The organism is Caballeronia grimmiae, assembly GCF_000698555.1.
In the GTDB taxonomy this organism is placed as follows: Bacteria; Pseudomonadota; Gammaproteobacteria; order Burkholderiales; family Burkholderiaceae; genus Caballeronia; species Caballeronia grimmiae.
In genome coordinates, this window is the sequence record NZ_JFHE01000008.1 from 1 (window position 1) to 13,761 (window position 13,761).

General features: G+C 61.3%; 13 protein-coding genes and 1 pseudogene. 8 read left to right on the forward strand and 6 right to left on the reverse strand.

Going from position 1 to position 13,761, the window contains the following annotated elements:
- The 4 genes from BG57_RS11235 to BG57_RS11250 form a co-directional block, all read left to right on the forward strand.
- On the forward strand, positions 1-683 hold a 683-nt coding region (locus tag BG57_RS11235), incomplete at its 5' end, for a serine hydroxymethyltransferase (protein WP_035963086.1).
- A 594-nt stretch (positions 684-1,277) separates the two neighbouring features.
- Positions 1,278-2,078, forward strand: a complete 801-nt coding sequence (locus tag BG57_RS11240; protein WP_035963087.1) for a DUF4118 domain-containing protein — start codon at positions 1,278-1,280, stop codon at positions 2,076-2,078.
- Positions 2,075-2,956 (forward strand): alpha/beta hydrolase, encoded by an 882-nt coding sequence (locus tag BG57_RS11245; protein WP_035963088.1) that lies wholly within the window; start codon positions 2,075-2,077, stop codon positions 2,954-2,956. Before BG57_RS11240 ends, BG57_RS11245 begins: the two co-directional genes overlap by 4 nt.
- Entirely contained in the window at positions 2,953-3,774 is an 822-nt protein-coding gene (locus BG57_RS11250) for a MipA/OmpV family protein (RefSeq protein ID WP_229753928.1), read from the forward strand. Before BG57_RS11245 ends, BG57_RS11250 begins: the two co-directional genes overlap by 4 nt.
- Before the next feature lie 70 nt (positions 3,775-3,844).
- On the opposite strand, the gene BG57_RS34120 is transcribed toward BG57_RS11250, so the two are convergent.
- From BG57_RS34120 to BG57_RS34295, 3 genes and pseudogenes are all read right to left on the reverse strand, one after another.
- On the reverse strand, positions 3,845-5,515 hold the full coding sequence (locus BG57_RS34120; RefSeq protein WP_075583115.1) for a methyl-accepting chemotaxis protein: 1,671 nt from the start codon (positions 5,513-5,515) through the stop codon (positions 3,845-3,847).
- Between the two features lie 251 nt (positions 5,516-5,766).
- The gene (locus BG57_RS34125; protein ID WP_268238007.1) at positions 5,767-5,889 is read right to left on the reverse strand and encodes a hypothetical protein; all 123 of its coding nucleotides are present in this window, start codon (positions 5,887-5,889) and stop codon (positions 5,767-5,769) included.
- A gap of 96 nt (positions 5,890-5,985) precedes the next feature.
- Positions 5,986-6,213 (reverse strand): annotated as a pseudogene (locus tag BG57_RS34295) (glycosyl hydrolase); the annotation flags it as partial.
- Positions 6,214-6,458: 245 nt separating this feature from the next.
- Here BG57_RS34295 and BG57_RS34300 point away from each other — a divergent pair.
- The gene (locus BG57_RS34300; protein ID WP_160174723.1) at positions 6,459-6,662 is read left to right on the forward strand and encodes a hypothetical protein; all 204 of its coding nucleotides are present in this window, start codon (positions 6,459-6,461) and stop codon (positions 6,660-6,662) included.
- Between the two features lie 968 nt (positions 6,663-7,630).
- Complete coding sequence (locus tag BG57_RS11265; protein WP_035963089.1) at positions 7,631-8,044, forward strand: hypothetical protein; 414 nt, start codon at positions 7,631-7,633, stop codon at positions 8,042-8,044.
- Positions 8,045-8,219: 175 nt separating this feature from the next.
- Here BG57_RS11265 and BG57_RS11270 read toward each other — a convergent pair whose 3' ends face one another.
- On the reverse strand, positions 8,220-9,107 hold the full coding sequence (locus BG57_RS11270) for a LysR substrate-binding domain-containing protein (RefSeq protein ID WP_035963092.1): 888 nt from the start codon (positions 9,105-9,107) through the stop codon (positions 8,220-8,222).
- A 100-nt stretch (positions 9,108-9,207) separates the two neighbouring features.
- Here BG57_RS11270 and BG57_RS11275 point away from each other — a divergent pair, with 100 nt between their 5' ends.
- On the forward strand, positions 9,208-9,801 hold the full coding sequence (locus BG57_RS11275) for a LysE family translocator (protein WP_035963282.1): 594 nt from the start codon (positions 9,208-9,210) through the stop codon (positions 9,799-9,801).
- Between the two features lie 2 nt (positions 9,802-9,803).
- On the forward strand, positions 9,804-10,196 hold the full coding sequence (locus BG57_RS11280; protein ID WP_035963283.1) for a cupin domain-containing protein: 393 nt from the start codon (positions 9,804-9,806) through the stop codon (positions 10,194-10,196).
- A 29-nt stretch (positions 10,197-10,225) separates the two neighbouring features.
- Here the strand turns inward: BG57_RS11280 and BG57_RS11285 are convergent, their stop codons facing one another.
- A complete protein-coding gene (locus BG57_RS11285) occupies positions 10,226-11,677 on the reverse strand; it encodes an MFS transporter (RefSeq protein WP_081850874.1) in 1,452 nt (483 codons plus the stop codon).
- A 102-nt stretch (positions 11,678-11,779) separates the two neighbouring features.
- The gene (locus BG57_RS11290) at positions 11,780-13,738 is read right to left on the reverse strand and encodes an aconitase family protein (protein ID WP_035963093.1); all 1,959 of its coding nucleotides are present in this window, start codon (positions 13,736-13,738) and stop codon (positions 11,780-11,782) included.
- Positions 13,739-13,761: the final 23 nt, after the last annotated feature.

Genomic DNA, 13,761 nt, shown 5'->3' on the forward strand with positions numbered 1-13,761 from the left:
TCGGCGCGTACTTCATGGTCGATATGGCGCATTACGCGGGTCTCATCGCCGCCGGGCTTTATCCGAACCCGGTGCCGCATGCGGACTTCGTCACGACCACCACGCACAAGAGCCTGCGCGGCCCGCGCGGCGGCGTCATCCTGATGAAGGCGGAGTTTGAGAAGCAGATCAACTCGGCCATTTTCCCCGGCATTCAGGGCGGCCCGTTGATGCACGTGATTGCGGCGAAGGCCGTCGCGTTCAAGGAAGCGCTCGCGCCCGAGTTCAAGACGTATCAGCAAGCCGTGATCGACAACGCGCGCGTGCTCGCTGAAACGCTGGTCAAGCGCGGGTTGCGCATCGTGTCGGGCCGCACCGAGAGCCACGTGATGCTCGTCGATCTTCGCGCGAAGAAGATTACCGGCAAGGCAGCGGAAGCCGCGCTCGGCAACGCGCACATCACGGTCAACAAGAACGCGATCCCGAACGATCCGGAGAAGCCGTTCGTCACGAGCGGCGTGCGTCTGGGCTCGCCCGCGATGACCACGCGCGGCTTCGGCACGAAGGAAGCGGAGATCGTCGGCAATCTGATTGCGGACGTGCTTGAAGCGCCGGAAGACGAGGGCACGCTCGCTCGCGTGAGACAGACCGTCGCGGACTTGACGCGCCGCTTCCCGGTTTACTCGGGCAAACAAACTGGTTGATGCGAGTGCGCGGCGGCGCCTGTGGCATTGGCGCCGCCGCTCTCACGAACGAGCTCCTACGCTCGACATCCCGCTGTTCTTCAAATCGTCCGTCCCGCCTACGTCCGGCTTACTATGCGGGCAAAATCGCAACGAGCTAGCGAAAGCTGCGCTCATTCATCTCGGCGCATCCGCGCCTCATTCCGTCTCCTCTCCATACAACGCGCGGCACGTTCCTGCCCAGAGCGTCACTGTGAGGATTTTTCGGAATTCAGCCATTTGTCGTTCGACATTCTTCCTGGACAATCCGAGGCCCGTCACAAACGGAAGCCGTCTGTAAGCCGCTGAACTGACTCGTCACCGGGTAGACCCGAAGCAAGTCATAAGCGCGCCTTAAGCAAAGCTGCAATAGCGTGCTGTTGGCGTGGACGGCAAGCCAAAGTGATAACGAGGCTCGCGATCCGCGATCATCTTTACCGCCTTTAGTGCGTTCGGTGAAAGCACAGACGCAACGATTGCCATAACGATGAACGCAGTTTATCTGCCAGTCATGCGGATTCGCTCTGCTTCAAGCCGTGCGTATCTGTCTGCCAGCAATTCTTTTTTTTCGAGTGAATGCGAGTCAATAATTCCCGGCGCTGGGCGCCTCGTGGTGTCAGGCGATGGATCATCGCGGCGGCCGCGCTTCTTGCCGCGGCTGTCGTTCGCGCACTGTTGCATCCGGTACTCGGCCCGGTCATGCCGGGGACGGCCTTTCTCATCGCAGCCGTACTCGTGCAGTACTATTGCGGGCTCGCGCCTGCTGTCTCTGTCATGCTGGCTGGCTTGTGCATCGCGGATTATCTTTTCGTTCCGCCTTACGGACGCCTCGATTTCATTGATCAGTCCGACATCGTTCTGTTGGTCTCTTACCCTTTCATTACAGTTCTATTCATCACGCTCGTCGAGCGGCTCAGGCGCGCGCAGTACCGCGCGAAGCTGCTTGCCGCAGTGGCGCAGTCGCGTTATGAAATGCTGCTGCGTCACGACAACGAGCGGCTGCTGGCTCAACGGTCGACCGATGAGATGCATCGCCTGCTGCATCACATCGCTCAATACAACCGCTCACTCATTCTGATCAAGGCACTCGACGCAGCCACCAGCGTTGAAGGAAGCCTCCTGGCTGCGTCGTCGCCTGTGACTGCCGATGCTTCTATCGACATGCAGTCGTTCAGCGCAGGCGTCGTGTTCGGCCGGAAGCATGCACATGTGCATCAGGAAGACCTCGCTCGCGTAGCCGACCGACTGGTTCCCGGGCGGCATCGCATGCGTTTTCGTTCGGATGGCCATGACTGGCGCCCGGCCGAATGCGTTTGTGAAAGATTCACTACGCCGCCTGGCGATTTTCTTATTCTGCGAATGGAAGAGCGATCGTGACGCAGCCCAGCTTCAAGACATCACAAAGCGGCGATCACGCTGTTCTCCTTCTGCATGGGCTTTCGAGTTCGCCGCTCGAACTGCGCTTCATTGCCCGCTTTCTTGGCGACGAAGGTTTCGCGACGCACACGCCGGAGTTGCCCGGTTACAGCGCGGGCACCGGACACCTGTCGATGGAACAGTGGATCAGCGCAGCGGTGAGTGAGTTCGACGCACTCGCCGTCCGCTATCGGCATGTATCGATATGCGGACTTTCGATGGGAGCCACGCTCGCGGCAGCCGTGGCGCACCAGCGGCCGGATGCACGTGCGCTACTGCTGCTTTCGATCACGCTCGACTATGACGGCTGGGCGATTCCGTGGTACCACTTCCTAGTGGACTGGTGTTACTACACGCCACTGCGCTCGCGGTACAAGTATCGCGAGCACGAACCCTATGGCCTCAAGAACGAAGCGTTGCGGTCGAAGATTGCACGTGCGATGCAGAAGAGCGGTATCAGCGAGGTCGGGGCCGCGTCGATCGCGATGCCCGCGCTTCACGAAGCGAGCCGTCTCGCTTCTTTGGTAAAAAGGACAACGAAGGAAATTTCGAGCGATTGCCTGATCATTCACGCGATCGACGATGAAACGTCGAGCCCGCACAATGCGGAATTTGTGGGGGCGAACATCGGCGCTTCATTCCTCCGAACGATCTGGCTCGATGACTCCTATCACATGATCTCATCGGATAACGAGCGCGAGGTCGTGGCACGCGAATGCGCGCTTTTCTTGCGGGAAAGCGCGGCTGCCAGCACTTGCGCCGACAATCCCACGCCCGTCGTGTCGCGCGCGCTGGCGCGGCGGCTGCGTCAACTGGCTTCAATTGCGGAGAAGGCGTGAAGCGCACCGTCATGTCACGCGGCGTTCGCGCGCGCGTTGCAGGGTGCGTTGCTCATGCATTGTTATGGGGCTGCGGCAGCGTCAGCGCCGCCGAACCGCAAGCACAAGCGCAAGGACAAGCACAAGCGCAAGGTGACTGGAAAGTCGCGGTCGGGCCAGGGCTGTACGTCTTCCCGGCGTATCCCGGCTCCTCCCGGCTCAAGCTGTTTCCGCTGCCCGCGCAAGACATCTCGTGGCGCGATCGCATCTTCTCTCAGGGACCAGATGTGCTCGGCATCAACATGCTGCAAGGCGAGAACTATCACGTCGGCACGTCGTTGAGTTTCGATTTCCAGTCACGCAGCGCATCCGACGATGCCCGGCTCAAAGGCTTGCCCGATGTGCACTACGGGCCGAAGTTGCGCATCTTTGCCGATTACACCTGGTGGGCGTTCACCGGCGCGGCGGCGGTCTATCAGGACATCGCCGGAACCGGCCAAGGCATGACCGCCATGGCCGATTTCTACATGTCCGCGCCGCTCGGCAAATGGCTCGTGTCGATGGGGCCGGGCATCACATGGGCCAGCGCGACGTATACGGAGACGTTTTTTGGTGTGAACGCGCAGGAAAGCGCCGCGTCGGGGCTGCCGCAATACGCCACTCGATCGGGCCTGCGTGACGTCCATCTGAATGTGAACGCCACGTATGAGATCGACTCACACTGGTCCGCGAATGTTGCGGCCGTAGTCGGACGCCTCGAGAAATCCGCCGCTGGTAGCCCGATTACGCAGCGGCGACTCGATGTCAACGGAATGGCGTCGGCGGTCTATCGGTTTTAAAACGTTCGTTGCGGAATGGCGTTAAGACAGCGCGTTTCCGCCGCGACGATCCAGGCGCTCCTGTCGAAGTTCAAAAGGCCGACCAGTCCGCGCCGGACAACGCCGGTGTCACCGGCGGCTTCACGGCGCCCGTTGCCTTAAGTGGCTTGTCACGCAGCAGCGTTCGCGTGACTTGTGGCGCCACCGCATACGTCTGGCCGGTGCGAAACACCGCGACCGCTTCGGTCAGTTGCTTGGCCTGATCCTCCATCGATCCAGCCGCGGCCGCCGCCTCTTCGACCAACGCGGCATTCTGCTGCGTCACCTCGTCCATCTGCGAGATGGCCTGATTCACCTGCTCGATACCGCGCGTCTGCTCATTGGATGCCGACGCAATCTCGCCCATGATGTCAGTGACGCGCTGAATGGCAGTACCGACCCGCTGCATCGTTTCGCCTGCCTTTGCCACTAACTCCGTACCGGTCTGCACGCGATCGCCAGACGCTTCGATAAGTTCTCTGATCTCTTTCGCAGCAGTCGATGATCGCTGCGCGAGGCTGCGCACTTCGCTCGCGACGACTGCGAAACCGCGGCCCTGTTCGCCCGCGCGCGCGGCTTCGACTGCGGCATTGAGCGCGAGAATGTTGGTCTGGAACGCGATGCCCTCGATCATGCCGATGATCTCCCCGATCTTGCCCGAGCTTTGCTCGATCGCGTCCATCGTTTGAATGACTTGCCCGATGATCGCGCTGCCTTCGTTTGCGACGCCATTCGCGTTGTCGGCGAGGCCGCTTGCCTGCATCGCGTTCTCGGAGTTCTGCTTGACGGTTGCAGTGAGTTCTTCCATGCTCGCCGCGGTCTCTTCCAACGATGCGGCTTGCTGTTCGGTGCGTGACGACAAATCCGTGCTTCCAGCCGCGATCTCACCCGATGCCGTTCGAATGACGTCGACGGACTGCTTGATTCCGTTCGCGAGCGAAGACAGCTTGGTGAATGCGGCTTGTATTGCACGCATCAGGGTGGCGAGTTCATCGCGGCCAGCGGCTTCGACGCGATGAGTCAGATCACCTTGCGCCAATGCGGTCATTGCATCGAGCGCGTCCTTGACCGGCTTCGTCACCGATCGCGTGATGACCAGCATGGCGGCAATCGCCATGAGCACGGCCGCGATGGTTGCCCCAAACGAGAGCAGGCACGCGCGATCGTAGGCGGCATTCGCTTCCTTCGCGGACTCGTCGGCCAACTGAAACTGGTAGGCAACCATCGCGTCCAACGCCGCGAAATACTGGCCTTGGGCTGTTGTGAGCGGTCCGGCGATATACGCCCGGGCATGGTCGACTTGACCTGCGGTCAACATGTCGACGGCGACATTGCGCGCGGCGGTGTTACGGCCACGCGCTTCGACAAGCGCGTTGAACAGTTCATGACCGCGTGATGACGAAATCATCCGTCGAACGTGTTCAAGGCGCTTCGAAGTTGATTCGGATGCCTCAGTAATACCGGCCTTCATCGCCTGAATGTCTTCCTGACGTCCCGTGATTGCGGCGCGCTGCAATCGCAGAACGGTCTGACTTGCCGAGTCCTTGGCTTTGGATATCTCGGCCGCCTTGACCATCCGGTCTTCGGTGATAAGCGTGATTCCATGGTTGAGCGTGCGCATGTTGAAGAAGCTGATCGCAGCCACGATCACGAGCATCGCAACGACGACGCCAAAGCCAACGGTCAGCCGCGTGCCGACCTTGAGATGGTGCAATTTGAACATTGATGAATCCCAGAGCCGGTTATTGGTATTAGGGCAGACGCAGGACGGACCACTCGACAAAAACCTAACAGTGGGTTGCTGCTACCTGTCGATGTCCTTTCAGTTATCGACGGCTCAAGAGGAAACTTTATCTATTTGGTTAATTTTCAGCCGGAGGTATGTAATAGATACCTAATACATGAATTTTCTCGTGGCTGGTGGATGCGACGCCAGCGCAGACAAATGGTGGACGAACTATTCAACCCGATGGTTCACCACAACGCTCTCACAGGATTCACCGCGATGAAGTTCTTGAAGGTTTCATATGCCGGGCCCTTCTTCACGCCGTCGGCGAGGATCAGGCCGTAGTCGACGTCGATCATCGTGAACATCATGATGCTTTCAAGGTTGTACGTATCCTTAATTGCGTAGTACGACGCCATCGTTTCCTGCACATAAGCCGATTGCGCCGCCGGTGCATCCTCCGAGCCGGACCAGCCCCATTCCGTGAGCCAGATCGGCACGTTGAACGAGTCCTTCAGAACTTGCAGCACATTGATGCACGCGTTGTCGCGCCCGCCGCACTCGATCTTGCCCGAGCTGTGATACCAGTGATAAGCCGTGTTGTCCCACCGGAGTGTCGCCGCACCCGATACGCCCGTTGCCGTCCCGTTCGGCGTGATGCCGTTCCAGAGCATTTGCAGCGCGCGATAAGCCATCGGTGTACCGAACGTTTACGCCGCACTTGATGGTCGGATCGACCGCCTTCACGCCGGCGATCATGCCGCGGATCACGCCCCGGAACGATGGCCACTCAGCCGGGTTCCAGTCCGACGTGTGGCTGCCGTCGCCGCCGATTTGCAGGCCGACGGTATCCAGTTCGTTGCCGCATTCGATATGCGTGACGAGGCCCTTCAACGGTTGCGTGCAGCGCACGGCAAGGTCATAGCCGAGCGAATACGCGGTGGCTTCCGTGCCCCTCGGATTCCAGTCTGACGAACGCGGATTGAGCACCGGCATGATGCCGACGCCGCTGCCTGCGAACGCGCCGCGCAGCGCCATCGCGAGCGTGGTGGACATGCCGGCATCGGCCGTGTCGCAGCGATACATCGTCACGCCGAGGTCCTTCAGAATGGCGAGCTGCTGCTCGGCAGTCATCGTGTTGTAGATGCCCGAGCCCCATGCCATGTGGCCGTTGATGCCATAGAACAGCGACGTGTTCGACGGCTTCACCACGTTGCGCGGATCGATCGTGCCGATGTTTTTCCACGGCACGCCGTTCTGATACCAGACGCCGCGCGAATTCCGTGCGAAGACGATGCCGTTGAGATACAGAATCAACGCTAGCGTGACACTCGAGCCAGTCAGGACGTTGATGCCATTTCTCATTACACGGCCGCTGACCAGCGTCCAGATATCGCCCGCGCTGTCAGTGATGGATGCGGCGGGCGGAATGGTAATGCCGGGCGAATAGGTTGCGGCCGCCGAAACCCCGGTGCTGGGCGGACGAGTTGCATCTCCCGAGACGGTGGTAACGGGCGGACGGATGGCATCTCCCGAGACCGTGGCAGTGGGCGGGTTGATTGCGTTCGCTGGTCCAGATACGCCGTTTGCGGCTTGCGTCGCGGGCTGCTGGTCCCCGCCGCCTCCGCCTCCGCATGACGACAACGCAGCGCCACCCGCTCCCGCCATCAGCAGACGCAGGAAGTCACGGCGAGACAAGATTTGGTGGATAGATGCGTCGGGTGAAAACCGAGTAACGTCTTTGCTGCGCTTGTTCATTGAGCGATGCGTATGCAATGAGTTGAACCATGCACGCTTTTGCTTTTATATCGATGCGGTCGGATTAACTTCCGGATGAATAAAAAGGAAAACTAACGATATGGATCTTGTTGAAACAGGACTTTGAGACGCGGACCCGTGCATTTAGTAGCTAGTCAAGTTTGGGTGAATCGGCCGCGCTTCGCCGCAATGCGAACGACAACTCAGATTTACGGGATCGACACTTGCAGTCGAAATCGTTTCCTGGATCTGACTTGCGGCACCGAGACCGGGTCGTTTGTTGCAACGTGGAGCCGCATGCACTTTGTCAACGGAGAGTCGTATAGTTCACAAACGGGGCACTCGAGGACGATCATGGCCAACGACTGGAAGCATCGCGCCGCACGGTTCATTCAGCGTTTCTGGCAGCCGACGTGCGCTTGCATGACATGCATGCCGGGCAGCTGGAGCCAGATCATGAGTCTCGCGCACTGGACGATAGCGCTCAGGACCGGTCTCCTCACTGGCCTGTTAGCGGTGCTCGTCACGTTCACTCCCGCGCGCAAGCTCTATACGAATCGCTATGGCAATGCGGCCGTTGTCGCCGTGCTGAGTATGTTGGGCGATGCCTATTCGCACGCGAGCCACTATCGCGTCCCTTATCTGGAGCACGTCCTCACCGGCGCAATCGCGGGTGTGCTCGCGCTAATTGCTTCTTACGTGTTCGAAGACCGCGCCGTTCGCGTGCGAAGGGCGCTAAACCGTGTTCTGCATTCCCGCGCGCACTGAAGGATTCAATCGCTTCGCGCGCCGATTGGAGAAAATGCTTGGAAGAAGCGGCAGCAGGGCGAGTTCGATCATGGCTGAAGCGTTTAGGTGCAATGCAGAGCTTTTCCCTTTTGGGTTTTAACGCGTATCACCGGAAGGCGTTTCAGCATGAGTCGATCGCGCTCGCAATCGACTCTCACGCAACGCTCGCCAGTTGCCCGCTCGAGGCAACGTCACCCGCCATCGATTCCCGCACGCAGCGTGCGAACTCAAGCGCCGCCGGCTGAACCGACTTCGGCAACAGCAGGCAGATAGCGAACGAGGGGAGCGCAGGCAGACCGGCTACACGAGGCGCGAGCGTCTCGAGGTCGGCGGGCACCGTCGACACGAGCCACGCAGTAATCGCAAGGCCCGCTCGCACCGTGGCGGCAGTGGCTTCGATGTTGCCGCTCTCGAACACGGTGCGCCAGAGTATGCCTTCGTCCGCGAGTGCACCGAGCACGACCGGGCGAAAGGCGCAGCGTTCGTCCACCATCGATAGAGGCAAGGGCCGCTTCCGCCACGCGTCGCTGTCACGCCCCGTCACCCAGACGAGCGGCTCCACGCGAATCACTTCGCCCTCGGCCTCGCTTGCAGGGTATTCCGCCAGCGATACATCCACGCGCCCGCCATCCAGCGCCTCGCGCAATTCGGGCGACGCGCCGCAGACCAGTGAGATTTCCACCTGCGGATGCGTCTCGGCGAACGCTTTCATCGCCGGGGCGAGCGGCGTCACGAGATCGTACGGCACGCCGACGCGCAAACTGCCGCTCAGCGACTGCCCGGTCAGGTCGCCCCATATTTCATCGTTTAGCCGCATCAACTGACGCGCCTTGACGAGGAACTGCTCGCCTTGTCGCGTTAGTTCCAGCTTGCGCGTCTTGCGCACGAACAACAGGCAGTCCAGCACGTCTTCGAGACGTTTGACCTGCTGGCTGACAGCGCCTTGCGTGAGGTGCAGCCGATTGGCGGCGACCGTCATGCTGCCGCTGTCGGCGACGGTGACGAAAGTGCGGATCAGATCGAGATCGAGGTTTCGAGGCATACATGCATTATGCGGCGTAATGGGCGGCATCAATATTATTGGATTTGCTGATGCATCCGCGACCGATAGAGTGCAGGCTGGCTCACTCGCATTCGCACCGATGGCTTCCCTCGATCTCTCGCTTCTCTTGTTCGCAGTCGTCGCGACCATCACACCCGGCGGTGCGACGACGCTCGCCACCGCGTCGGGAGCAAGGTTCGGCTTCAGGCGCTCGATTCCGCTGATGCTCGGCATCGCGATCGGTCTTGCCTTGCTCGCCGCCGTCGCCGCGCTCGGTCTAGGCAGCATGCTGCTCGCGATGCCCGCGCTGCAAATCGTCGTGAAGATGCTGGGGTCGGCGTACTTGCTGTGGCTGGCATGGCGCGTGGCTCGAAGCGGCCCGCCGACTGCGAATAGCGGTCCCGCGCAGCCGGTCACGCTCGCGAACGGCATGCTGCTATTGTGGCTGAACCCTAAAAGCTGGGCGATGACCGTCGGCGCGGCGGCTTCGTTCGCGATGCTTGCGAGCAGTCCTCGCCAGCTCGCGGTCCTGCTTGGCGCGGCGTTCGGCGTGGCGGCGAGCGGGTCGCTGGCGCTTTGGTGCGCGCTCGGTGCATTGCTTGCGCGGGTGCTGCGAACGCCGGCTCACTGGCGCGTGCTCAATCTTGCGATGGGTGCGCTGCTGGCCGCATCCGTCTTGTCCATCTGGAGATGATGATGTCCGTTATTGCGTTTGCCGAATCGTTCAACCTCGAAGCCGCATTCAGCGATGTGTCCGAATACTGGTCGCCCAAAGTCGTCGCGCAGGTCAACGATCAATACGTGAAGGTCGCAAAGGTGCGCGGCCAGCTCGTCTGGCACGACCACAAGCACGAGGACGAGCTCTTCTTCGTCGTGCGCGGGCATTTGAAGATCGAGTACGATGGCGGCCGCGTCGTCGACTTGCCTGCTGGTTCGATGCACGTCGTGCCGCGCGGCACGCTGCACAATCCCGTCGCCGATGAAGAATGCTGGATCGTGCTCATCGAGCCGGTGCAGACGAAGCACACGGGCGACGTGGAATCGCCGCTGACGAGGACGATCGACGAGCAGCTGGGGCAAGCGCGCTGAGAAGGTTCAGCGCGCTTGCCGCCGGTTCGCTAGTGGGAGATGCTTTCGAGAGACTTGCCCAAGGTTCGGGGACCCATCAGGCCTATCGCGAGAATCACGCAGAACATCGCGCTCGCAATGAACACGAAGACACCGTGAACCCCGAAATCTCGCAGGACGAACGCAATCACGAACGAGCTGAAGACGGCGGACAGGCGGCTCCACGAGTACACGAACCCAACGGCACGGGCGCGAATCGTCGTCGGATAAAGCTCCTGCTGATAGGTGTGATACGTGAATGAAATGATATTGCCGGCCAACGTGAGAAGCACGCCAAGGACGACGATGGTGGCGGGCGAGCCTGCCTGACTGAAGAGCAAACCAGCGGCGATATTCACCGATGCCATCGCGACGATCACGTGCTTGCGCTCGAAGCGGTCGGCGATCCAGTAGCCGAGTAACGGGCCGATCGGCGCCGCGAGTCCGATGACCGTGGTGTACAGCAAGCTAGACGTCACCGTGATGCCTTGTTTCACCAGCAACGTCGGAACCCAGTTCGCGAAGCCGTAGAAGCCCACTGTCTGGAAGATGTGGAAGATGATGAGCATCAAGGTCCGGCGGCGATAGGGCGGCTTCCACATATCGGCGAAACTCGCGCGTCGCGGAACAGGTTCGGATGGACCCGGCGGCGGCAGTGGCTGCCCGAACTGGCTTTCTACTTGCGCCTCCAGCTTCTTCAGGGCGGCGTCGGCTTCATCGACGCGGCCCTTGCTCGCGAGCCATCGCGGGCTCTCGGGAAGGTTGCGGCGGAAGTACCAGACAAACAGCGCGCTGACACCGCCGATCAAGACGACCCAGCGCCAGCCGTCGAAGCCGAACGGCGCGACGGGTACGAGCAAGTAGGACAGGTAAGCGACGACCGGCACAGCCGAGAAGCCGATGGCCTGACACACCGCGAAGGCCCTGCCTCGCAAATGCTTCGGCGCGAGTTCGGACATGTAAGTGCCGATGGTGATCAATTCGACGCCGATACCGAGTCCCGAAATGAAGCGCCACAGGTTCAGCCCGAACGCGGTGTCCTGAAACGCCATGATCGTGTTGGCCGCTACGTACCAGAGCAGCGAGTAAGTGAAGATCGCGCGGCGGCCGAACTTGTCGGCGAGAAAGCCGCATGCCGCCGTGCCGATGAACAGGCCGGAGAACAGCGCCGCAATGAAGCTCGCCACGCCCGATGTGCCGAACAGCCCGTGCGTGGTCGATGAAAGGATGCCGCTCTTGACCAGTCCCGGCGCGATGTACCCTGTGAAGAGCAGGTCGTACAGTTCGAAGAAGAAGCCGAGGCTCAGAAGCAGGATGAGTTTCCATACCGCCTTCGTCGCGGGCAGCCGATCCAGCCGGGCGGAGATTTCACCGACTTCACCGCCGCTTATGCGGGTGATCGCTTCGCCTGACGCGCCTTCGGCTGGCGCTCGAAAGCTCGGGGTACTTTCCGCGATGGCCATAGGTGTCTCCTGAATAGTATTGTGGTGGTCGGGTGCGCTGGAACTGAAGCATGCGGAGCGACTGCGCGCCTCGTTGCTGCATCGAAGCGCGCAACGAATGCGTCACGCGTAGATTCGTTGCAACTCGTCGAACGACGTTACCTTGCCGGCGATCGCGCTTGCCGCGACGGTAGGCGGGCTCGCGAGCCACACTTTCCCCGGTCCCGACCGGCCGTTGAAGTTGCGATTGATCGCGCTGATCGTGACCTGCGACGACTCCGTCGACGAGCCGGGGCCGCAGTTCGCACACGCGCCGCAAGCGGGCTGCAGCAATACCGCGCCGACCTGCTCGAACGCCTTCAGATAGCCACGCGCGACGCAATAGTCGCGCACGTCGGAGGTTCCGAACTGCAGGAAAAGCTGCACGTTCGATGGCACCGACAGCCCGCGAGCGGCAGCCCACGAAAGCACTTCGTGATAGTGATCGAAGTCCTCGCGCTTCCCGGCCGTGCACGATCCGCCGTAGGCGATGTCCACCGCCGGCCGCTCGCTGAGCGCGGACAAGGGCACACCGTTGCCGGGATCGCCGGGCGCCGCGAGCATCGGCGTGATGCCGGAGCAGTCGATATCGATCACGGCTGCGTAGGCCGCGCCGTCGTCGCTGCACATCCACGGTTCGAGCACGAAGTCGATGCCGCGTCGTTCCTTCAGAAAGCGGACCGTCTCCTGATCGGGTGCGACGATGCCGGTGAAGCCGCCGAGTTCGGCGGTCATGTTGGTCAGCGTGGTCCGTTCGTCCGTCGTCAGGTCGGCGATGGCCGGGCCTGCAAATTCGAAAACCTTGCCCACGCCCGAGCCCTTTCGAATCCCGGGATCGGCCAGAAGATGCAGGACGATGTCTTTGGCTGTCACGCCTGCCGGCACGCGACCGTTGAGATTGACACGCAGCGACTGCGGCACGGTCAGGCGGACCGCGCCCGTGACGAACGCATTCGACATGTCGGTCGTGCCGACGCCGAAGGCCACGCAACCCAGCGCGCCGCTGTGCGGCGTATGCGAATCGGTTCCGACGACGACCTGGCCCGGAAGCGCGTACTGCTCCGCCATCATCGCGTGCGAGATGCCCTCCGAGCCTTCTTCGATGCCGCCGTCGCGTTCATTCAGATAGCCGTGATTGACGAGCCCGTAGTCCCTCGCGAACTGACGATGCGCGCTCGATAGTTCTCGCACGTTGGGAAGCAGGCCGTTCCTGATATGAAGCTCGCTCTTATGTGAATAAGAGAGGTGATCCTCGAACGCAAGGATCGTTTCCGGCTGATGCAAAGTCAGCGGACGGCCGAAAGTCTTGTGCAGCATGTGCGCGGCCATGCCGGTGTAGTACTCGTGGATGAAGCGCCAGTCGGCGCGCACGAACGTCCCCGAGCCGGGAGCAAGCGTCCCGTCGGTTCCTTCGGTTTTCAGCGCATGACGCTCGAGTATCTTCTGGGTCAGCGTGCGCGGCCCGCTGCTCGGTTCGGCCGATACCGGAACGATCTCCTTCATGTGCGCCGCGCCGTATCGCAGAAGCCCGCCGTTACGGAGGATCGCGGCTGCCAGAGCGTCGCGGGAACCGACCAGCTCTTCGATGTCGATCGCCTCGCCGCGCTGAATGCGCTCGATCAAACCGAAGTCTGTCGACGTAAAGAGCCCGAGGTTGTCCGCATTTTGCCGATAGATCCGCTCGAAGCTGTGAGCGATGACGAGACGAATGCCGGCGCTGTACTCGGCGAGCGGACTATGCTCGCGCGACGATCCCTTGCCGTAACGATTCCCGCCGACCGTCACGCAGAACTTGCCGTCGCGGACCGCGTTCTGGCCGATGGGATTGCGCTCGCCCGTATGAAACCCGACGTAAGGCACCGCGCCGAGCCGTTCGTCGAAGCGCGTAAGGACGCTCACCGGCGTGATCTCGTCGGTCGAGATGTCGTCTCTCAGCGCGCCCGCCGTGGCGAGCGTGAGGTCGTGGCCTTCGAGCTGTCGTTGCACGAGGTCCGGGTCCGTGCTGAGAAAAAGAATCCGGCCCGTCAGGGTTAGGCTTGCCATCGAACGTCTCCTTGGGAGCAGAC

Coding starts and splice junctions, on each gene's coding strand:
- BG57_RS11240 (WP_035963087.1), top strand. CDS start 1,278: ATGCGAGTCAATAATTCCCGGCGCTGGGCGCCTCGTGGTGTCAGGCGA.
- BG57_RS34120 (WP_075583115.1), bottom strand. CDS start 5,515: ATGTTCAAATTGCACCATCTCAAGGTCGGCACGCGGCTGACCGTTGGC.
- BG57_RS34125 (WP_268238007.1), bottom strand. CDS start 5,889: ATGATGTTCACGATGATCGACGTCGACTACGGCCTGATCCTCGCCGAC.
- BG57_RS11265 (WP_035963089.1), top strand. CDS start 7,631: ATGGCCAACGACTGGAAGCATCGCGCCGCACGGTTCATTCAGCGTTTC.
- BG57_RS11270 (WP_035963092.1), bottom strand. CDS start 9,107: ATGCCTCGAAACCTCGATCTCGATCTGATCCGCACTTTCGTCACCGTC.
- BG57_RS11275 (WP_035963282.1), top strand. CDS start 9,208: ATGGCTTCCCTCGATCTCTCGCTTCTCTTGTTCGCAGTCGTCGCGACC.
- BG57_RS11280 (WP_035963283.1), top strand. CDS start 9,804: ATGTCCGTTATTGCGTTTGCCGAATCGTTCAACCTCGAAGCCGCATTC.
- BG57_RS11285 (WP_081850874.1), bottom strand. CDS start 11,677: ATGGCCATCGCGGAAAGTACCCCGAGCTTTCGAGCGCCAGCCGAAGGC.
- BG57_RS11290 (WP_035963093.1), bottom strand. CDS start 13,738: ATGGCAAGCCTAACCCTGACGGGCCGGATTCTTTTTCTCAGCACGGAC.